Origin of the sequence: Burkholderia ubonensis, assembly GCF_001718695.1 — a bacterium.
Taxonomy (GTDB): Bacteria; Pseudomonadota; Gammaproteobacteria; order Burkholderiales; family Burkholderiaceae; genus Burkholderia; species Burkholderia ubonensis_B.
Window position 1 is genome coordinate 179,263 of sequence record NZ_CP013421.1, and the last position, 17,193, is coordinate 196,455.

25 protein-coding genes are annotated in these 17,193 nt (G+C 70.7%); 15 read left to right on the plus strand and 10 right to left on the minus strand.

What is annotated here, in order from left to right; all coding sequences use genetic code 11:
* Positions 1–28 precede the first annotated feature (28 nt).
* Genes WJ35_RS15810 through iscU form a run of 5 tightly spaced genes read right to left on the minus strand, consistent with a single transcriptional unit; the run spans position 29 to position 3,471 of the window.
* On the minus strand, positions 29–364 hold the full coding sequence (locus WJ35_RS15810; RefSeq protein WP_011880119.1) for a 2Fe-2S iron-sulfur cluster-binding protein: 336 nt from the start codon (positions 362–364) through the stop codon (positions 29–31).
* A 19-nt stretch (positions 365–383) separates the two neighbouring features.
* Positions 384–2,258 carry a Fe-S protein assembly chaperone HscA gene (gene hscA, locus WJ35_RS15815; protein ID WP_014725851.1) on the minus strand — a complete coding sequence of 625 codons (1,875 nt, stop codon included), beginning with the start codon at positions 2,256–2,258 and terminating at the stop codon, positions 384–386.
* A 45-nt stretch (positions 2,259–2,303) separates the two neighbouring features.
* Positions 2,304–2,627 (minus strand): iron-sulfur cluster assembly protein IscA, encoded by a 324-nt coding sequence (iscA, locus tag WJ35_RS15820; RefSeq protein WP_069239501.1) that lies wholly within the window; start codon positions 2,625–2,627, stop codon positions 2,304–2,306.
* Positions 2,628–2,634: 7 nt separating this feature from the next.
* A complete protein-coding gene (gene erpA / locus WJ35_RS15825; protein WP_011880122.1) occupies positions 2,635–3,009 on the minus strand; it encodes an iron-sulfur cluster insertion protein ErpA in 375 nt (124 codons plus the stop codon).
* Positions 3,010–3,036: 27 nt separating this feature from the next.
* Entirely contained in the window at positions 3,037–3,471 is a 435-nt protein-coding gene (gene iscU, locus WJ35_RS15830; RefSeq protein ID WP_011880123.1) for a Fe-S cluster assembly scaffold IscU, read from the minus strand.
* Positions 3,472–3,778: 307 nt separating this feature from the next.
* Here iscU and nifA point away from each other — a divergent pair, with 307 nt between their 5' ends.
* The 15 genes from nifA (at position 3,779) to WJ35_RS15905 (ending at position 14,786) form a co-directional block, all read left to right on the plus strand.
* Complete coding sequence (gene nifA, locus WJ35_RS15835) at positions 3,779–5,488, plus strand: nif-specific transcriptional activator NifA (RefSeq protein ID WP_059461420.1); 1,710 nt, start codon at positions 3,779–3,781, stop codon at positions 5,486–5,488.
* A 368-nt stretch (positions 5,489–5,856) separates the two neighbouring features.
* The gene (gene nifB, locus WJ35_RS15840; RefSeq protein WP_045579661.1) at positions 5,857–7,449 is read left to right on the plus strand and encodes a nitrogenase cofactor biosynthesis protein NifB; all 1,593 of its coding nucleotides are present in this window, start codon (positions 5,857–5,859) and stop codon (positions 7,447–7,449) included.
* 42 nt (positions 7,450–7,491) lie between these two features.
* Complete coding sequence (locus WJ35_RS15845) at positions 7,492–7,686, plus strand: 4Fe-4S binding protein (RefSeq protein WP_011880126.1); 195 nt, start codon at positions 7,492–7,494, stop codon at positions 7,684–7,686.
* Positions 7,687–7,748: 62 nt separating this feature from the next.
* Positions 7,749–8,153: a HesB/IscA family protein gene (locus WJ35_RS15850; RefSeq protein WP_011880127.1), complete on the plus strand. Its 405-nt coding sequence runs from the start codon at positions 7,749–7,751 to the stop codon at positions 8,151–8,153.
* Positions 8,154–8,169: 16 nt separating this feature from the next.
* Positions 8,170–8,742: a hypothetical protein gene (locus WJ35_RS15855; protein ID WP_011880128.1), complete on the plus strand. Its 573-nt coding sequence runs from the start codon at positions 8,170–8,172 to the stop codon at positions 8,740–8,742.
* A complete protein-coding gene (locus WJ35_RS15860; protein WP_080484350.1) occupies positions 8,739–9,683 on the plus strand; it encodes a 4Fe4S-binding leucine-rich repeat protein in 945 nt (314 codons plus the stop codon). Before WJ35_RS15855 ends, WJ35_RS15860 begins: the two co-directional genes overlap by 4 nt.
* Entirely contained in the window at positions 9,676–10,071 is a 396-nt protein-coding gene (locus tag WJ35_RS15865; protein WP_045579663.1) for a nitrogen fixation protein NifZ, read from the plus strand. The genes WJ35_RS15860 and WJ35_RS15865 overlap by 8 nt, the downstream gene beginning before the upstream one ends.
* Positions 10,072–10,076: 5 nt before the next feature.
* The gene (locus WJ35_RS15870; protein ID WP_011880131.1) at positions 10,077–10,352 is read left to right on the plus strand and encodes a nitrogen fixation protein NifZ; all 276 of its coding nucleotides are present in this window, start codon (positions 10,077–10,079) and stop codon (positions 10,350–10,352) included.
* On the plus strand, positions 10,349–10,705 hold the full coding sequence (locus tag WJ35_RS15875; protein WP_011880132.1) for a hypothetical protein: 357 nt from the start codon (positions 10,349–10,351) through the stop codon (positions 10,703–10,705). The genes WJ35_RS15870 and WJ35_RS15875 overlap by 4 nt, the downstream gene beginning before the upstream one ends.
* A gap of 19 nt (positions 10,706–10,724) precedes the next feature.
* Positions 10,725–11,879: a cysteine desulfurase family protein gene (locus WJ35_RS15880; protein WP_059475425.1), complete on the plus strand. Its 1,155-nt coding sequence runs from the start codon at positions 10,725–10,727 to the stop codon at positions 11,877–11,879.
* 27 nt (positions 11,880–11,906) lie between these two features.
* Positions 11,907–12,125, plus strand: a complete 219-nt coding sequence (gene nifT, locus WJ35_RS15885) for a putative nitrogen fixation protein NifT (protein ID WP_011880134.1) — start codon at positions 11,907–11,909, stop codon at positions 12,123–12,125.
* A gap of 1 nt (position 12,126) precedes the next feature.
* On the plus strand, positions 12,127–12,405 hold the full coding sequence (locus WJ35_RS15890; RefSeq protein ID WP_011880135.1) for a hypothetical protein: 279 nt from the start codon (positions 12,127–12,129) through the stop codon (positions 12,403–12,405).
* Positions 12,395–13,558, plus strand: coding sequence for a DegT/DnrJ/EryC1/StrS family aminotransferase (locus WJ35_RS15895; protein ID WP_011880136.1), 1,164 nt, complete (start codon positions 12,395–12,397; stop codon positions 13,556–13,558). Before WJ35_RS15890 ends, WJ35_RS15895 begins: the two co-directional genes overlap by 11 nt.
* 11 nt (positions 13,559–13,569) lie before the next feature.
* Positions 13,570–14,409, plus strand: coding sequence for an SIR2 family NAD-dependent protein deacylase (locus WJ35_RS15900; RefSeq protein WP_011880137.1), 840 nt, complete (start codon positions 13,570–13,572; stop codon positions 14,407–14,409).
* Between the two features lie 80 nt (positions 14,410–14,489).
* Positions 14,490–14,786 carry a 2Fe-2S iron-sulfur cluster-binding protein gene (locus WJ35_RS15905; protein ID WP_011880138.1) on the plus strand — a complete coding sequence of 99 codons (297 nt, stop codon included), beginning with the start codon at positions 14,490–14,492 and terminating at the stop codon, positions 14,784–14,786.
* 114 nt (positions 14,787–14,900) lie between these two features.
* Here the strand turns inward: WJ35_RS15905 and WJ35_RS15910 are convergent, their stop codons facing one another.
* Genes WJ35_RS15910 through WJ35_RS15930 form a run of 5 tightly spaced genes read right to left on the minus strand, consistent with a single transcriptional unit; the run spans position 14,901 to position 17,147 of the window.
* Positions 14,901–15,137, minus strand: coding sequence for an FmdB family zinc ribbon protein (locus WJ35_RS15910; RefSeq protein WP_059475422.1), 237 nt, complete (start codon positions 15,135–15,137; stop codon positions 14,901–14,903).
* Between the two features lie 24 nt (positions 15,138–15,161).
* Positions 15,162–15,596: an ArsC/Spx/MgsR family protein gene (locus WJ35_RS15915; protein WP_045579951.1), complete on the minus strand. Its 435-nt coding sequence runs from the start codon at positions 15,594–15,596 to the stop codon at positions 15,162–15,164.
* 14 nt (positions 15,597–15,610) lie between these two features.
* Positions 15,611–16,378, minus strand: a complete 768-nt coding sequence (locus WJ35_RS15920; protein ID WP_045579668.1) for an ankyrin repeat domain-containing protein — start codon at positions 16,376–16,378, stop codon at positions 15,611–15,613.
* On the minus strand, positions 16,375–16,608 hold the full coding sequence (locus WJ35_RS15925; RefSeq protein ID WP_045579669.1) for a hypothetical protein: 234 nt from the start codon (positions 16,606–16,608) through the stop codon (positions 16,375–16,377). Before WJ35_RS15925 ends, WJ35_RS15920 begins: the two co-directional genes overlap by 4 nt.
* Positions 16,605–17,147, minus strand: coding sequence for an ankyrin repeat domain-containing protein (locus WJ35_RS15930; protein WP_045579670.1), 543 nt, complete (start codon positions 17,145–17,147; stop codon positions 16,605–16,607). The genes WJ35_RS15925 and WJ35_RS15930 overlap by 4 nt, the downstream gene beginning before the upstream one ends.
* Positions 17,148–17,193: the final 46 nt, after the last annotated feature.

The following is a 17,193-nucleotide window of genomic DNA, read 5'->3' on the forward strand; positions in this document are numbered from 1 at the left end:
AACGGCGGCCCGAGGACGGCCCGCGCGCTCAGCGTTCGCGTGCGAGATTGCGCGTGTGGCGCGGGAGTTCGATCGTCAGGTCGTCGTTGCCGAGGCTCACGCAGCACGCGAGCCGCGACTGCGCGTCGAGCCCCCACGCGCGATCGAGCTGGTCGTTCTCTTCGTCGTCCGGCGGCGGGAGCGACGCGCCGCCTTCTCGCACGTACACATGGCAGGTCGCGCATGCGGCGACCATCTCGCATGCGTGCTCGAGCGCGATGCCGCTGGCGAGCAGGCTCTCGCACAACGACGTGCCGCGCGGCGCATCGAATGCATGGCCGTTGGGACACAGCGCAGGATGGGGCAGAACCCGGACGCAGGGCATACGCGCTCCTCGATATCCGTTACGCGAGGCTGTCGAGTGCGCGCCCGGCGAGCGCGCTGCGGATCGACGCATCCATCCGGCGCGCGGCGAACTGCTCGGTGGCGCGGGACAGCGCGTCGGCGGCCTCGCGTAGCGCGTCGAGCGGCGCGGCCGTGCCGAGCGCATCGGCGACGCGGAACAGCGCCTGCCGGACCGCCGCGAGTTCGTCGGCCGACAGCAGCGATGCATGCTCCGTCAGCGCGGCTTCGGTCGCGTCGAGCATCCGGCGCGCATCGACCTGCGCTTCGCGCCACGCGCGCAGCTGCATGTCCGCCACGGACGTGTCGATCGCATCGCGCAGCATCGAGGCGACCTGGTCGTCGCTCAGTCCGTAAGACGGCTTCACTTCGACGTGCGCATCCACGCCGCTGCGCTGCTCGCGCGCGGTGACGGCCAGCAGCCCGTCGGCGTCGATCTGGAACGTGACGCGGATGCGCGCGGCGCCGGCCACCGCGGGCGGAATTCCGCGCAGCGTGAAGCGCGCGAGCGAGCGGCAGTCGCCCACCGATTCGCGCTCGCCCTGCACGACGTGAATCGACATCGCGGTCTGGCCGTCCTTGAACGTCGTGAATTCCTGCGCGCGTGCGACCGGAATCGTCGAGTTGCGCGGAATGATCTTCTCGACGAGGCCGCCCATCGTCTCGATGCCGAGCGACAGCGGGCACACGTCGAGCAGCAGCCACGCGTCGCTGCCGGCGTTGCCGGCGAGGATGTCGGCCTGTTTCGCGGCGCCGAGCGCGACCACCTGATCGGGATCGATGTCGGCCAGCGGTTCGCGGCCGAACAGGCTGCGCACCGCGTCGCGCACGACCGGCATCCGCGTCGATCCGCCGACGAGGATCACGCCGTCCAGCTCGCCGATCGCCAGCTGCGCGTCGCGCAGCGCGCGTTTGGTCGCCGCCAGCGTGCGCGCGACGAGCGCTTCCGCGAGCCCCGCGAACGCCGCGCGCGACAGCGTTTGCCGCAGCTCGACGCCGTTCGACAGCCGGATCGCGAGATCGGCGCTCGCCGCGTGCGACAGCGTTTCCTTCGCCGCGCGCGCGGCGCTCAGCATCGCGCGCTGGTCGCCCGGCGCGTGCGAGGCGAGCGTGTCGACGCCGTGCGCGCGGCACAGCCAAGCCGCGATCGCGTGATCGAAATCGTCGCCGCCGAGTGCCGAGTCGCCGCCCGTCGCGAGCACCTCGAACACGCCGTTCGCGAGCTTCAGCACCGACACGTCGAAGGTGCCGCCGCCGAGATCGTAGACGACGTACGCGCCTTGCGCGCCGCGGTCGAGGCCGTAAGCGACCGCGGCGGCCGTCGGCTCGTTCAGCAGGCGCAGCACGGTCAGGCCGGCGAGCCGCGCGGCGTCCTTGGTCGCTTGCCGCTGCGCGTCGTCGAAATACGCGGGCACCGTGATGACGACGCCGGCCAGCTCGCCGCCGAGCGCCGTCTCGGCGCGCACGCGCAGCGCGCGCAGGATCTCGGCCGACACCTCGACGGGCGTGCGAACGCCGCCGGCCGTGTCGAGCGCGACCATGCCGGGCCGTTCGACGAACCGGTACGGCAGGGCGTCGGCGCCCGCGACATCCGCGAGGCCGCGGCCCATCAGGCGCTTCACCGACACGATCGTGTTCTGCGGATCGTCGACCTGACGCAGCTGCGCGAGCCGGCCGATCTCGGTTGCGCCGGACGGCAGATAGCGCACGATCGACGGCAGCAGCGCGTGGCCGTCCGCATCCGGCAGCACGCGCGCGAGCGCGCTCTGCACGGTCGCGACGAGCGAGTTGGTCGTGCCGAGGTCGATGCCGGCGGCGAGCCGGTGCTGATGCGGCGCGGCGGCGCGGCCGGGTTCGGCGATCTGCAGCAGGGCCATGGCGGGTCTCCGTGCGGTCGGTGCGAATGTCGCGTGCGGGCGTGCTCAGACGGCGAAGCTCTCGCCGCAGCCGCAGTTCGCGGTCGCGTTCGGGTTGTGGAACTTGAAGCCTTCGTTCAGGCCCTCGCGGACGAAGTCGAGCTCGGTGCCGTCGAGCATCGGCAGGCTGCGCGGGTCGACGACGACGGTCACGCCGTGCGTCGCGAAGCACAGATCGTCGTCGTTCGGCGCGTCGACGAATTCGAGCGCGTAGGCGAAGCCGGAGCAGCCGCTCGTCTTGACCGCGACGCGCAGGCCGAGCCCGGCGCCGCGCTTTTGCAGCTCCTTCTCGATGTGGCGCGCGGCCGCTGGAGTGACGGAGATGGCCATCGCGCGCTCACACGGAAAAGGAACTGCCGCAGCCGCACGTGCTCTGCGCGTTCGGGTTCTGGATCACGAAGCGCGAGCCTTCGAGCCCGTCCTCGTAGTCGACGCGGGCGCCCGCGAGGTATTGCCGGCTCATCGCGTCGATCAGCAGCGTGACGCCGTCGGTGACGACTTGCAGGTCGTCATCGGCGACCTGGTCGTCGAACGCGAAACCGTATTGAAAGCCCGAGCAGCCGCCGCCCGACACGTAGAGCCGCAGTTTCAGCTGCGGGTTGCCTTCCGCGTCGATCAGCGCCGCGACTTTCGCGGCCGCGTTGGGCGTGAAGTCCAGAAAGGCCGGCAGCGGGACGGGCGCGGCGTCGGCGGACGGTTGCAGGAGTTCCATGGGGCGATCCTCGAAGGAGTGAAGCGTTCAGTTCGGCGTGGACGTGCAGACCGGCTGCTCGGCGAGCGTCTCGCCGCCCGCGCCCGGATGCCGCGAGCGGAAATCGGCGACGGCGGCCTTGATCGCGTCCTCGGCGAGAATCGAGCAGTGAATCTTCACGGGCGGCAGCGCGAGTTCTTCGGCGATGTCGGTGTTCTTGATCGCGAGCGCTTCGTCGAGCGTGCGGCCGCGCACCCATTCGGTGACGAGCGAGCTCGACGCGATCGCGGAGCCGCAGCCGTAGGTCTTGAATCTCGCGTCCTCGATCACGCCGTCGGCATTCACGCGGATCTGCAGCCGCATCACGTCGCCGCATGCGGGCGCGCCGACCATGCCGGTGCCGACGTCGTCGGCGCCGGCGTCGAACGAGCCGACGTTGCGCGGGTTTTCGTAGTGGTCGAGGACCTTGTCGCTATAGGCCATTGCATGCTCCGCGTGGAGGGATGACGACGGTGGGTTGACGACCGCCGGATTTGCAACATCCATGCCACGCTTTTTTTTCGCTTGATATCGTGGATGTCGAGCTGCGCATTGTCGAGTTTGTCGCGCGCACCCGGCGAACGGCGCGCGACCTTGTCGCCTTTGTCTGGTCTTTTCTCGCCTGTGTCGGCTTTGTCGCCGCGGGCAGGCGTCGCGATCCGGCCGCACGAGATGGGCGCAGATATTGCTTCGCCATTACGTCGCGCCGGAGTGCTACACGCGCGGGCGAGCCATCGCAGGAGCGAAAGCCATGCCGAATTCCCATGCAAGCGAGCATCGCCGTGATCTCGACGTGGTCTATGAAGTGGGCAAGACGCTGATATCGTCGCTCGACGTCTCGCAGACCTTCCTCACGTCGCTGCGTTACCTGTCGTACACGCTGGGCTGGCGCTCGGCGTTCGTCGTCGTCGTCGAGCCGGACGGCTACCTGCGCGGCCTGTGCTGCACCGGCCTCGCCGACGACTGGCGCCAGCGCGTGCGCTTCCTGCCCGGCGAGGGCATCGTCGGACGCATCTTCACGAGCGGCTCGCCGGTGATCGTGCCGGAAGTGCGCGACGAGCCGCTGTTCCTCGATCGCACGGGCGGCGCGGGCGAGCCCGACGACGGCTCGGTCGCGATGCTCGGCATGCCGATCCGCCACGAGCAGCGCACGCTGGGCGTGCTGGTCGCGTTTTGTTCGAACCCCGATCGCAACCGCGTGTTCGCGAACGACCTGTATCTGATGAAGATCGTCGCGACGCTGATGGGGCAGGCGATGCTGCTACATCGCAGCGTCAGCTGCGCGCACGACCGCCTGCAGGACGAGGTGCGGCGCATGCAGAAGGCGATCCGGCCGGTGCAGCAGCTCGATCAGGTGGTCGGCGTGTCGGCGCCGATGCAGCAGGTGTTCTCGCAGGTCCATCAGGTCGCGCCGGCTCGCACGACGGTGCTGCTGCGCGGCGAGAGCGGCACCGGCAAGGAGGTGATCGCGCGCGCGATCCACCGGCTGTCGCCGCGCAACGACCACGCGTTCATCTCGGTGAACTGCGCGGCGCTGACCGAGACGCTGCTCGAAAGCGAGCTGTTCGGGCACGAGAAGGGCGCGTTCACCGGTGCGCAGGGATTGCGCAAGGGGCGTTTCGAACTGGCGCATGGCGGCACGCTGTTCCTCGACGAGATCGGCGACATCTCGCCGTCGTTCCAGGCGAAGCTGCTGCGCGTGCTGCAGGAGCGCGAGTTCGAGCGGGTCGGCGGCGCGGCGCCGGTGAAAGTCGATGTGAGATTGATTCTCGCCACCAATCGCAATCTCGAGCGGATGGTGAAGGAAGGCGAGTTCCGCGCCGATCTCTACTACCGGATCAACGTCGTCAGCATCCAGTTGCCGCCGCTGCGCGAGCGGCGCGACGACATCCCCGCGATGGCCCAGCACTTTCTCGATCGCTTCAACCGCGACAACGGCCGCACGCTGCGCTTCAGCGAGGACGCGATGCGCGTGCTGACGAGCTGCTACTGGCCCGGCAACGTGCGCGAGCTCGAGAACTGCGTCGAGCGCACCGCGACGATGACGCATCACGACACGATCGACCGCCTCGCGTTCCTGTGCCAGGAGGACCGCTGCCTGACGAAGGTGCTGCATCACATCGAGCGCGAGGACGCGGTGCGTCCCGCGCGGCTGCTCGACATTCCGATCTGCGAGGTGCCCGCGCCGGGCGCGGGCGATCACCGCGGCTTGCCGCGCGACGGCGGCTTCGCGGACGACCCGTTCGACGACGCGTTCCATGAACACGAGCACGACCACGACGACGCGTTCGCGATGAACGGCGACGACGAAGGCAAGCCGGAAGGCGAGCGCGAGCGGCTGATCTGGGCGATGGAGCGCTGCGGCTGGGTGCAGGCGAAGGCCGCGCGCCTGTTGAAGATCACGCCGCGACAGATCGGCTACGCGCTGCACAAGTACGGCATCGAGGTGCGGCGGTTCTGACCGGCGCCGCCATGCCGCGCGTGCGCTGAGCTGCACGCGCGGCGCCTGACTGCGCGCTTGCGCCGCCGCATGCGCGCACGCCGCTTCCGCTTCCACTTTTCTTCCCGACCGACCTCACGCGCACGCCCGCGGTCCCATCCCGCTGCAGCCGCCGACGCATCGGCGCGCTTCCCTCTGCCGCTTCCCGATTGTGTCGTTTGTCGCAACCGCGACAGCGGCGGCCGCCGTTCTCGTCGCGGAACACGCGCCGGCCCGACAAACCGGACATCGGATCCGCCGCTCAGGCGCGCCGCTGCGTGCGTCGCGGCGTGGCACGGTTCTGGCTTTTAACGTCGCACGTCGTCCCCGTCGAATTCCAGGAGAAGTCCATGCACAGCGCACAGAACGTCGGCATGCCCCCCGCGTCGGCCTATATCGGCATCGGCGAGATCAAACCGCTCGGTATGCCAGCGGACGTCCCGGCAGCGGGCGGCGGTTGCGGCACGCAGGGCGGCGACGGCAAGGCGAGCTGCGGCTCGTCGGGCGGCCCCGACGACATGCCGGCCGAGATCTGGGAGAAGGTCAAGAACCACCCGTGCTACTCGGAAGAGGCGCATCACCACTACGCGCGGATGCACGTCGCCGTCGCGCCCGCCTGCAACATCCAGTGCAACTACTGCAACCGCAAATACGACTGCTCGAACGAGTCGCGCCCCGGCGTCGTGTCGCAGAAGCTCACGCCCGAGCAGGCGGTCAAGAAGGTCGTCGCGGTCGCGAGCGAGATTCCGCAGATGACGGTGCTCGGCATCGCCGGCCCCGGCGATTCGCTCGCGAACCCGCAGAAGACCTTCGACACGTTCCGGATGCTCCAGGAGCAGGCGCCCGACATCAAGCTGTGCCTGTCGACCAACGGCCTCGCGCTGCCTGCGCTGGTCGACGAGATCTGCCGCTACAACATCGACCACGTGACGATCACGATCAACATGGTCGACCCGGCCGTCGGCGCGAAGATCTATCCGTGGATCTTCTGGGATCACCGGCGCGTGACCGGCTACGAGGCCGCGCAGATCCTCCACGAGCAGCAGATGAAGGGGCTCGAGATGCTCACCGCGCGCGGCGTGCTGACCAAGATCAACTCGGTGCTGATCCCCGGCGTCAACGACGAGCACCTGATCGAGGTCAACCGCGAGGTGAAGAAGCGCGGCGCCTTCCTGCACAACATCATGCCGCTGATCTCCGAACCCGAGCACGGCACCTATTTCGGCCTGAACGGCCAGCGCGGACCGAGCGCGCAGGAACTGAAGGCCGTGCAGGACGCGTGCATGGGCGGCGCGAACCTGATGCGGCACTGCCGGCAATGCCGCGCGGACGCGGTCGGCCTGCTCGGCGAGGACCGCAGCGACGAGTTCACGCTCGACCGGATCGAGGAGATGGAAGTGGTCTACGACCTCGATCGCCGCCGGGCCTATCAGGACCGCGTCGAGGCCGAACGCAGCGCGCAGCATGCGGCGAAGCAGGAGGCGCTCGCGGCGTCGATGGCGAGCGACGTCGCCACGGATCTCAAGGTGCTGGTCGCCGTCGCGACGAAGGGCGGCGGGCGCGTCAACGAGCACTTCGGCCACGTGAGCGAATTCCAGATTTTCGAGGTGTCCGCGTCGGAAGCGCTGTTCGTCGGCCATCGCCGCGTCGACCTCTACTGCCAGGGCGGTTTCGGCGACGACGAGCAATTGCCGTCCGTCGTGCGCGCGATCAACGACTGCCACGCGGTGCTGGTCGCGAAGATCGGCGCGTGCCCGCGCGACGAGCTGGCGCACGCCGGCATCGAGCCGGTCGAGCGCTTCTCCGGCGAGTTCATAGAGAAGGCCGCGCTCGCATGGTTCGACGATTACCGCAGCCGCGTCGCGTCCGGCGCGGTCGTGCATGCGGATCGCGGCGACGCGGCGATCCGGCAGGGCGCGTACACCGGCAGCGCGGCGGCGTAACGCGCGCGTCATCAGGATCTCACCCACAACAGGAGCGTCACCATGTCCCTGAAGATCATCGCTTCGACCTGCACCGGCTGCTCGGCGTGCGAACCGGAGTGCCCGAACGTCGCGATCGGCGAAAAAGGCGGCGTATTCGCGATCGATCCCAAGAAGTGCACCGAATGCGAAGGGCACTTCGACAGCCCGCAATGCGTCGCGGTGTGCCCGGTCGACGGCTGCATCGTGCCGGCGTGAGCCGCGTGCCGACCGCCGTCCACGCGTTCAATGCGTTCAACGACAAGGAGTGAATCGCGATCATGCTGCCGAATGTCACCATCACCGCCGCGGCGGACAAGTTCATGCGCCGTATCGTGCGTTTCTCGGGCTTGCCGGCCGGCGCGGGCTTCCGGCTCGTCGTCAGCGCCGGCGGCTGCTCGGGCTATAACGCGGCGTTCAGCGCCGAGGCCGCGCCGCAGGCGGGCGAGGCGGTGCTCGACGCCGACGGCCTGCGCGTGTTCCTGCCCGCGGAAAGCCGGATGCTGCTCGACGGCGTGACGATCGATTTCGTCGAAACGGCGACGCAGTCGGGCTTCACGTTCACGAACCCGAACCAGGCGCCGTGCGCGTGCAGCAGCGCCGCGCCGGCGGAGCCCGGCGTCGCGAAGATCGGCATCGACGCGATCGGCCGCGGCCGGCCGCCCGAGCTGTCGCGCGCGTCGTGAGCGACGGGAGCGGACCATGTACGGCGAATCCCGCACGCTCGACGACGCCCTCTCCGCGTTCGCGTGTTCGGCGCTCGGCGGTGGCCTGCCGGCGCCCGTTGCCGCATGGATCGACGCCGCCGGGCGCTTGCAGCATCGCCCGGACGACGCGCTGGCATTGCTCGAACGCGCGCGGGCGGCGCTGCCCGCGCATCCGGCGCCGCTGATCGCGTTGTACCGCTTCCATTTCTACGGCCATCGGCTCGCGCAGGCGCGTGCAGTCGGCGAGGCAGCTCTTGCGCTCGTGCGCACGGCGCTCGGCCCGCGCGTCGCCGATGCGCCGCCGACGGGCGACGCGGTGCGCTACGACGCGACGGTGCGCTTCCAGCTGTTCGTGATGAAGGGGCTCGCATACCTGAACCTGCGGCTCGGCGAGCGCGCGGCGGCGCGCTCGCTGCTCGACGAATTGCGGCGCCTCGACCCGGACGACCGGGTGGGCGGCGCACTGCTGCTGCACGTGCTGACGCGCGACGAACGCCGCGCGGACGACGATGACGACGACGCGCTGCACGCGCATCCGGCGCGCGGCTGGGCGGAGACGCCGAGATGAACCGCTCGCCACGCTCCCCGCACGCAGGGCGGTCGCCGCGCGAGCGCGCCGCCGGGCCGGCTCGCGATAGCGCGCTCGGCCGGGCGCGCAGCGTCCCGGCGCAGGCCGACGCGAACGCGCCGGCCGCGCCGCGCGCGTCGGCGCCCGCCGGCGACATCCCGCCGCTGGATTGGCAGGGCGGCGCGCTCGACTGTGCGCGCTGCCCGTACGCGGCGCTGCGGGGCCGCGCGGGCGAAGCCGGCTGCGAGCCGGGCCGCGCCTGCATGCAGGACGCGTATGCGCGCCGGATCGACCGCTTCTTCAGCTGGCATCCGGCACTCGCCAACGAACAGCTCGCGCACCCGTATTTCGAGGTGCGCGCGATCGCCGCGCGCTACGCGGACGTGTTCCGGCTGCCCGCGCTGATCGACGATCCGGACGAAACCGTGCGGCTGCAGGTGGCGCTGCGCCTGCCGCACGCATATCTGTCGCGGCTCGCGGGCGATCCGCACCGCGAGGTGCGGATCCGCGTCGCGCAGCGCGTCGATCCGGCCGTGCTCGCGAGCATGCGGACCGATCCCGACTACGGCGTGCGCGACTGGGTCGCGCGCCGCCTGCCGGTCGCCCTGCTGCCGTCGATGGCGCGGGACGCCGATCGCGGCGTGCGCATGCGCGTGGCCGAGCGGCTCGACATGCCGGCGCTGCTGCGGATGGTGGACGACGCGGACGCCGAGGTGCGCCGGCGCGTCGCCGCGCGGCTGCCGGCGCCGCTGCTCGGCAACCTGCTCGGCGACGCGGATTGGCGCGTGCGCTGGGAGATCGCGCGGCGCGCGCCGCCGGGCATCGTCGTGCTGCTGCTCGACGATGCGGATGACGAAGTGTGCGCGCTCGCCAGGCGCAGGCTGCGTTCGGACGATCCGTCGCAACCGCTGGAACTCGATAGTGGAGCCGACCATGGCTGACATCAACCGCGACGACGACGTGATCGAGGTCGCCCATCCGCCGCGTTTTTCGTTCGGCGAGCGGGTGGTCGCGCGCTCGGCGGTGCGCAACGACGGCACCTACAGCGGCAAGGACATCGGCGAGGTGCTCGTCAACAAGGGCGACGTCGGCTACGTGACGAGCATCAACACGTTCCTGCAGCAGTTCTATATCTACGCGGTCGACTTCGTCGACACCGGCCACCGGGTCGGGATGCGCGCGAAGGAGCTGTGCACGCTCGACAACCTGCCCGACGACGTGCTCGCGAAGCTCGGCGCGCACGCGGGCCGGCTCGGCGAGCTCGGGCGGGCCGTTGCAGCCGACGGGCCGCACGCCGCGGCGCGCGGAGAACCGGAGACGTCATCGTGAACATGATGGAGCCCATGCGGGAGCCCGAGTATTCGTGGGGCATGCGCGTCGTCGCGCTGGACGATCTGTGCAACGACGGCAGCTATCCGGACCATGCGCCCGGCGCGCGCCTCGTCGACGCGGGCGCGGTGGGCGAGATCGTCAACGTCGGGCAGGTCGTCGACACGGGCGAGCCGGTTTACCTGGTCGAGTTCGGCCGGCAGGTGATCGGTTGTACCGAGGACGAGATCGCGCCGGCGCCGGCCGGCCTGCTGCCCGAACACGACGGGGCGGCGCGATGATGACGCAGGGGCGAGCGGCGCCCGGGCGCGGCCAGCCGGCGAGCGTCGTCGATTTCACGCAGCGGCGCATCGAACGCGCGCTGCGCGAGCGTGCGCGCTATCGCTACGTGAGCCCGCGCGTGATGCGCGACGCCGACGGATTCCGGATCGAGAGCCCGTGCTGCTCGCGCAACGTCGATCCGGGCGGCGGCGTGATCGACATCGCGCGGCTCGCGCGCGGCCCCGCCGGGCGCTGGAGCCTGTACGCCCGCGATCATGCAGCGCACCGCTGGTCGTGGCGGTACGAAAGCGCCGATCTCGACCTGCTGCTGGAGCTGCTGTGCGTCGACGCCGAGCGCGTGTTCTGGCCGTGACGCACGACGGGGAGCGACGATGATCTATCTCGACCACAACGCGACGACGGCGCCCGCGCCGGCGGCGATCGACGCGATGCTCGCCGTGCTGACCGACGTGTGGGCCAACGCGTCGTCGCAGCATGGCGCCGGACAGCAGGCGAAGCGCACGCTGGCCGCCGCGCGCGCGACGATCGCCGGCGCGCTCGGTTGCAAGGCCAGGGAAGTGGTCTTCACGAGCGGCGCGACCGAGGCGAATCATCTCGCAGTGCTCGGGCTCGGGGCGTCGGCCACGGCCTCGGCCGTGCGGCGCAGGCTCGTCTTCGGCGCGACGGAGCATGCGGCGCAGCTGAAGCTCGCGCACGCGCTCGCCGCCCAGGGCCGTCCGGTCGATTTCATCGCGGTGCGGCCGGACGGCGTGCTCGATCTCGACAGCGCCGCGCGCGTGATCGGCCCGGACGTCGCGCTGGTGTCGGTGATGGCGGCGAACAACGAGACCGGCGTGCTGATGCCGATCACCGACGTGAAGGCGCTCGCGCAGGCGGCGGGCGCGCTGCTGCACGTCGACGCGACGCAGCTGGTCGGCAAGCTGCCGTTCGATTTCGCGGCGCTCGGCGCCGACGCGGTGTCGCTGTCCGCGCACAAGCTGCACGGGCCGAAAGGGATCGGCGCGCTGCTCGTGCGCGACGGCGTGCCGCTCGCGGCGCAGTTTCCCGGCAGCCAGGAGCGGCACCGGCGCGGCGGCACCGAAAACCTGCCCGCGATCGTCGGCTTCGCCGCGGCGCTCGAGCGGCTGGCCGATGTGCTCGCCGACGCCGCACGGATCGCCGCGCTGCGCGACGCGTTCGAGGCCGGCCTGCGCGCGGCGCTGCCCGGCGTGCACGTGTACGGCGCGAGCGCGCCGCGCTTGCCCGGCACGAGCTGCCTGCGCGTCGGCCGACTGGACGCCGACACCGTCTTGCAGCGCTGCGAGCAGATCGGCGTGTGCGCGTCGTCAGGCTCGGCGTGCTCGTCCGGCGGCAGCGAGCCGTCGCACGTGCTGAGCGCGATGGGCGTGCCGCGCGACGAGGCGCTCGGCGCCGTGCGCTTCTCGCTCGGCGCGGCCACCACCGCGCGCGACATCGATTACCTGCTCGCCGCGCTGCCTCCGTTGTTGAAGCCGTTGCTGGCCGAAGCGGCCGTGCAGCCGACCTGAACCCGTCGTATCCCCGGAGTCTTTATCGTGAAAGTGATGATTCGCAGAGACAGCAAAGGCGTGCTGAGCGCCTACGTGCCGAAGAAGGACCTCGAGGAGCCGATCGTGTCGATGGCGCGGCCGCAGATGTGGGGCGGGCTCGTCACGCTCGGCAATGGCTGGCAGCTCGAGCTGCCCGAGATGGATGCCGCCACGGCGCTGCCCGTGACGGTCGAAGCGCGGCGTATCGCCGGCGTGGAGGAATGACATGGCGCTCACCGCCGAGCAAGTCCAGGCCGCGGCCGAGCTGATCGGCTCGGCGTCGACGCTCGACGCCGCCGCGAGCCGGTGGCGCGAGCGCTTTCCGGACGTGCGCACGATGCAGCTCGGCGCCGCCGACATGTGCGGCGAGACGCCCGCGTTGCGCGTCGGCGCGCGGGCCGTCTACTTCGTCCGGATCGCCGGGATGTGCCTGTCGATCACGGCGCATGCGAGTGAAGCGAACGCGCTGATCCTGACCGACGATGGGAGCGGCCATGGAACTTGACGAGATTGCGCTCGCCGAGCCGGCGTGCGGTGCGCGTGAAATCGAGCTGGTGAGCGCGGTGCTGCGCTCGTCGCGCTGGAGCGACGGCCCGATGCGCGAAGCATTCGAGCGCGCGTTCGCTGGCTGGGCCGGCCGCGCGCATGCGGTCGCGGTCGCGAGCGGCACGCTCGGCGCGTGGCTCGCGCTGCGCGCGCTCGGCATCGGGGCCGGCGACGAGGTGATCTGCGCATCGCACACCTGGCATCAGGTCGCGCAGGCGATCACGCTGGCGGGGGCGACGCCGGTGTTCGCGGACATCGATTACTGGAGCGGCTGCCTGAGCGCCGACAAGGCCGGCTCGAAGATCGGGCCGCGCACGCGGGCCATCCTCGCCGGCAACACGAACGGCCATCCCGCCGCGTGGGGCCCGCTGCGTGAGCTGGCCGATGCGCACGGGCTCGCGCTGATCGAGGACAGCACCGAGGCGCTCGGCTCGCGCTACCGCGGCCGCACGGTCGGCTCGTTCGGCGACGTCGCGATTTTCGAGTTCTCGGCGCCGAGCGCGCTGTGCGCGGGCGAGGGCGCGATGCTCGTCACCGACGACGACGCGCTCGTGCACGAGCTGCGTTATCTGCGCGAGCGGCGCGTCGCGGACCGCGGCTCGGTGTCGGTCGGCGCGCGCGTGCCGCTGCAGGCCGGCATCAGCGAGCTGACGGCCGCGCTCGGCCTCGCGCAGCTCGCGAGCCTCGACGAGCGCCTCGCGCAGCGCAAGCAGGTCGAGCGCTGGTATCACGAGCAGATGCGCAGCTTCGAAGGCATCAAGCCGCCGTACACGGCCGACGACGTCGACGAGGTGAACTGGATGCTGTACGTCGTGCACCTCGGCAAGCGCTTCACGCAAAGCGCGCGCGCGCAGATGATCGACGACCTGAAGTCGTGCGGGATCGAGACCGCCGCATACAGCCATCCGCTGCACGAGCAGTTCCACTACATGCAGGCGGGCGACTCGATCGGCCGCAAGCGCGGCGTGCTGCCGGACACCGAGCGCATCGGCGACCGCGCGCTGGCGCTGCCGCTGCACACCTTGCTCGACGCCGACCAGGTGAAGTTCATCGTCACGACCCTGAAGGACACCGCGACCAACGTGGGCGCGGGAGCCGCGATCTATCTGTGAGGAAGCCGTTCATGAGCATGTCGATCGAGCACATCGCCCGCCGGATCGAGGCGGGCAGCATCATTCCGTATCTCGGCCCGGGCCTGCTCGCGCTGTGCGCCGACGTGCGCGTGCCGGCCACCGCGGAGGCGCTGGCGCGGCTGATGACCGACAAGGTCAGCGTGCCGCACAAGATCCGCCACCGGCTCACGCAGGCCGCGCAGTTCATCGAGAACTTCAAGCATCGCAAGTCGGTGGTGAGCCTGATGAACGACGCGTTCGCGGCCTCGCCGGCGCCGTCGGCGCTGCATTGCGCGCTCGCCGCTAGCGGGGCGGGCCTGTATGTCGACACCTGGTACGACGACACCTTCGCGGCGGCGCTCGCGCGCATGCGGCCGGGCGGCTGGGCGCAGGTGCAGGGGCTGTCGCAGTCCGAGCATTTCGGCGAATGGTTCGCCGGCTACGACGCGCACGGCGCGCGGCTGCCCGAGGTGCCGTCCGCCGGCGCGCTGCTCTACAAGCCGATCGGCGCGCATGCGCCTGCCGCGAACTATCTGGTGTCCGACAGCGACTTCGTCGAAGTGCTGACCGAGATCGATATCCAGACGCCGATTCCGCCCGCGGTGCAGGCGTGGCGCAGCGGCCGCAGCTTCCTGTTCGTCGGTTGCCGCTTCGACGACCAGCTCGCCCGCAGCTTCGCGCGCCAGATCATGAAGCGTTCGTCCGATACGCACTGGGCCGTGCTGCCGGACGAGCCGACGCGGATGGAGGCGCGCTTCCTCGACGAGCAGCGCATCGAGCGGATCGCGATGCCGCTCGATGCCTTTGCTCGCGCGCTGGTCGCCGAGTTGAGGCACGCGCTTCCCGCGTGACGGCCGCGGCGCGGCATGTCGTCACGCGTTGGTTGCCGCCGTTTTCCTTGTTGTGTTTCTCGTCCCGTGAGTATCTGACCATGACCATCCTGACCGTTCTTCCTTCCGGTAAATCCTACGATGTCGCCGTCGGCGCGACGCTGTTGCAGGCACTCCTCGGCGTCGGCGAGGCCATCGCGCACAAATGCGACGGCAAGGCCGAATGCGGGTCGTGCCATCTGTTCGTGCAGGAGGGCCGCAAGAGCCTGTCGAAGATTCAGCGCACCGAGAACGAAAAGCTCGATGCGATCGTCGGGGTCGGCTCGAAATCGCGGCTTGCGTGCCAGGCGGTGCTCGGCGACGAACCGGTGACCGTCGAGCTGTTGAGCTTCGTGTGAGGCAGACGTGAGGCCGTCGTGAGGCGGCATGCGGAGGCGGGCGTCGATGTCGCGAGCGGCTCTTGAGAGCCGCATCGCGCTCATCGCCCGACCGACGCGCCCCCCGTCATTCCGCTACTTCAGCAGCTTCGCGCGCTCCGCGGCCGAGAAGTTGCTCAGATGTCCCTCGTGGGCTGCCTGTCGGCGGGCGTTCCTGACGACCTCGCGCGAGCGTCCGGGCGGCGCGGGCGCGCTGACCTGCTTGTCGAGCGCGGTGCTGCCGCAGTGCGGACACGCGGGCGACGCGCCCGCCCGCACCAGCGCTTCGAAGGTCCGGCCGCAGTCGCGGCACCGATAGTCGTAAAGAGGCATGGCGGCTCTCCGGTCAAATTGCATTCAGGCGGACGCGGCGGCGCAGCCCGTCGTGGCGGCCGCACAGCCTTCGAGCGAACCGGTCGTCACGTCTGCCGCCGTCAACGGACCGAGGCCGATCCACGCATGCACGCGCGCCGCATCGAAGCCGACCATCCGGCCGTCGCCCGCTTCCATCAGCGGCCGGCGAATCAGCAACGGTTCGGCCAGCAGCAGCGCGAGCGCGGCCGCGGCGTCGAGCGCCTCGGGGACGATCCGGCCGGCTTTCACGTCCGGCGCCGCGCGGTTGAACCATTCGTGCACCGGCAGCGGCTCGAGAAACGCGAACAGCGTCTTCGGCGTCCACGGCCAGCGCAGCAGATTGCGCACCTCGAGCGTGTGGCCGGCGGCGACCAGCAGCGCCTTCTGCGCCGCATTGCCGCCGCAGCCGGGTTTTTCGTAAAACGTGACATGAGCCATCGCAAGATCCTTCATCAGAGGCGGCGCAGCAACTGCAGGCATTCGGCCGTCGCGGCCATGTCGAGGGCGGTGAAGCCGTCCCGCGAGCGGATCGCCGGATCGGCCCCCAGCGCGAGCAGCGCACGGACGACCTCGGCCTTGCCCGACGATGCCGCGTACATCAGGCAGGTCGCGCCCGTCACGTTCGCATGGTCGAGCGGCACGCCGGCCCGCGCGAGCCGTTCGATGCCGGCCGGGTCGCCGTGCACGCAGGCGAGCCACAGCGCGTTGTTGCCGTCCGCGTTGATCGCATCGACCGCCACGCCGTGCGCCAGCAGCGCGTCGACGGCGTCGTGCGCGCCGCGCCACGCGGCAACCATCAGCGGCGTGTTGTCGTGCGCGTCGCGCGCGCTCGGGCCGACGAAGCCGACGCTCGCGAGCCACGCGGCAAGCGCCGGCTCGACCGGGCTGCCGGACGGGTTCGCGCCGGCAACGCTCGCGGCCCATGCCGCGTGCCCGCCGATCAGGTCGCAGACGACCGTGAAGCCGAAGTCCGCGAACATGCGCGCCCAGGCCTGACTCGCGTTGCCGCGGTGGCAGTAGATCAGGATCGGCCGGCCGCGCCGCGTGCGCAGCAACAGCTCGTCCTGGTTGTCGCGCGACAGCCGCACGGCGTCCGGCCAGCCGGAGCGCGCATGACTGTCGGCATCGCGCGCGTCGAGCACCAGCGCATCGGGATGACGGCCGCGCCACGCGCCGAGCTCGTTGACCGTGAGACGTCGAAAGACGCGTTGCCCCTTCATTGCGAACGCTCGCGCTGCATGCGCTTGCCGACGACGTGCGCGTCCGCGAGCGGCAGCGGTTCGAGCGGCGCGCCCTCATCGCGCCGGAACGCGGTGTGGTGTGCGTCGCGGCTCGGTCCGGCTGCATGGCGCTCGTGCCGGAATACGGTCCGGAGCAGATGGTCGAGCGCGCTCGCCGCATCGGCGCGCGTGTAACCCGAAGCCGGGCGACGCGAAGCACACGCGCTCATGCCGCGTCGTCCTGCGTCGCATGCGCGAGCCGGTGCGATTCGCGCAGCAACTGCAGCGCACGATCGGTGGCCATGTCGCGCGCGCTGCGGCCGTCCGGCGCGCATAGCGTCTCGCTCGCGCCGCATGACAGCAGCAGCTGCATCACCTCGATCCGGCCGCTCGCGGCCGCCTGCATCAGACACGTGACGTCGTCGTCGTTCGCGTGGTCGACGTCGGCGCCCGCCTCGATCAGCCGCAGGATCGGCGCGGGCGCGCCGCCGATGCACGCATACCACAGCGCGCCGTTGCCGGCGTCGTCGAGCGCGTCGAGCCGCGCACCGTGCGCGAGCAGCGCGTCGAGCACGCCGTCCTCGCCCTGCAGCGCGGCCAGCATCAGCGGCGTGACGCCGTCGATGCCGCACGAGTGCAGATCGGGAAAGTCGTGCCACGCGAGCCAGGTGGCGAGCGCGGCGGGCATCCGTGGGCGCGGCGGGTCGTCGTCGCGCACCGCGCGCAGGTTGCCGCCGCGGCGTGCGACGAAGGAACTGTGCAGGGACATGGTCGTGCTCCGGCTCCGGTTGACGGACAGGGTTCGGCCAAGCGGC

Bases quoted from the DNA above. Each gene is read 5' to 3' on its own strand.
- WJ35_RS15810 (WP_011880119.1), bottom strand. From the start codon at position 364: ATGCCCTGCGTCCGGGTTCTGCCCCATCCTGCGCTGTGTCCCAACGGC.
- hscA (WP_014725851.1), bottom strand. From the start codon at position 2,258: ATGGCCCTGCTGCAGATCGCCGAACCCGGCCGCGCCGCCGCGCCGCAT.
- iscA (WP_069239501.1), bottom strand. From the start codon at position 2,627: ATGGCCATCTCCGTCACTCCAGCGGCCGCGCGCCACATCGAGAAGGAG.
- erpA (WP_011880122.1), bottom strand. From the start codon at position 3,009: ATGGAACTCCTGCAACCGTCCGCCGACGCCGCGCCCGTCCCGCTGCCG.
- iscU (WP_011880123.1), bottom strand. From the start codon at position 3,471: ATGGCCTATAGCGACAAGGTCCTCGACCACTACGAAAACCCGCGCAAC.
- nifA (WP_059461420.1), top strand. From the start codon at position 3,779: ATGCCGAATTCCCATGCAAGCGAGCATCGCCGTGATCTCGACGTGGTC.
- nifB (WP_045579661.1), top strand. From the start codon at position 5,857: ATGCACAGCGCACAGAACGTCGGCATGCCCCCCGCGTCGGCCTATATC.
- WJ35_RS15845 (WP_011880126.1), top strand. From the start codon at position 7,492: ATGTCCCTGAAGATCATCGCTTCGACCTGCACCGGCTGCTCGGCGTGC.
- WJ35_RS15850 (WP_011880127.1), top strand. From the start codon at position 7,749: ATGCTGCCGAATGTCACCATCACCGCCGCGGCGGACAAGTTCATGCGC.
- WJ35_RS15855 (WP_011880128.1), top strand. From the start codon at position 8,170: ATGTACGGCGAATCCCGCACGCTCGACGACGCCCTCTCCGCGTTCGCG.
- WJ35_RS15860 (WP_080484350.1), top strand. From the start codon at position 8,739: ATGAACCGCTCGCCACGCTCCCCGCACGCAGGGCGGTCGCCGCGCGAG.
- WJ35_RS15865 (WP_045579663.1), top strand. From the start codon at position 9,676: ATGGCTGACATCAACCGCGACGACGACGTGATCGAGGTCGCCCATCCG.
- WJ35_RS15870 (WP_011880131.1), top strand. From the start codon at position 10,077: ATGGAGCCCATGCGGGAGCCCGAGTATTCGTGGGGCATGCGCGTCGTC.
- WJ35_RS15875 (WP_011880132.1), top strand. From the start codon at position 10,349: ATGATGACGCAGGGGCGAGCGGCGCCCGGGCGCGGCCAGCCGGCGAGC.
- WJ35_RS15880 (WP_059475425.1), top strand. From the start codon at position 10,725: ATGATCTATCTCGACCACAACGCGACGACGGCGCCCGCGCCGGCGGCG.
- WJ35_RS15890 (WP_011880135.1), top strand. From the start codon at position 12,127: ATGGCGCTCACCGCCGAGCAAGTCCAGGCCGCGGCCGAGCTGATCGGC.
- WJ35_RS15895 (WP_011880136.1), top strand. From the start codon at position 12,395: ATGGAACTTGACGAGATTGCGCTCGCCGAGCCGGCGTGCGGTGCGCGT.
- WJ35_RS15900 (WP_011880137.1), top strand. From the start codon at position 13,570: ATGAGCATGTCGATCGAGCACATCGCCCGCCGGATCGAGGCGGGCAGC.
- WJ35_RS15905 (WP_011880138.1), top strand. From the start codon at position 14,490: ATGACCATCCTGACCGTTCTTCCTTCCGGTAAATCCTACGATGTCGCC.
- WJ35_RS15910 (WP_059475422.1), bottom strand. From the start codon at position 15,137: ATGCCTCTTTACGACTATCGGTGCCGCGACTGCGGCCGGACCTTCGAA.
- WJ35_RS15915 (WP_045579951.1), bottom strand. From the start codon at position 15,596: ATGGCTCATGTCACGTTTTACGAAAAACCCGGCTGCGGCGGCAATGCG.
- WJ35_RS15920 (WP_045579668.1), bottom strand. From the start codon at position 16,378: ATGAAGGGGCAACGCGTCTTTCGACGTCTCACGGTCAACGAGCTCGGC.
- WJ35_RS15925 (WP_045579669.1), bottom strand. From the start codon at position 16,608: ATGAGCGCGTGTGCTTCGCGTCGCCCGGCTTCGGGTTACACGCGCGCC.
- WJ35_RS15930 (WP_045579670.1), bottom strand. From the start codon at position 17,147: ATGTCCCTGCACAGTTCCTTCGTCGCACGCCGCGGCGGCAACCTGCGC.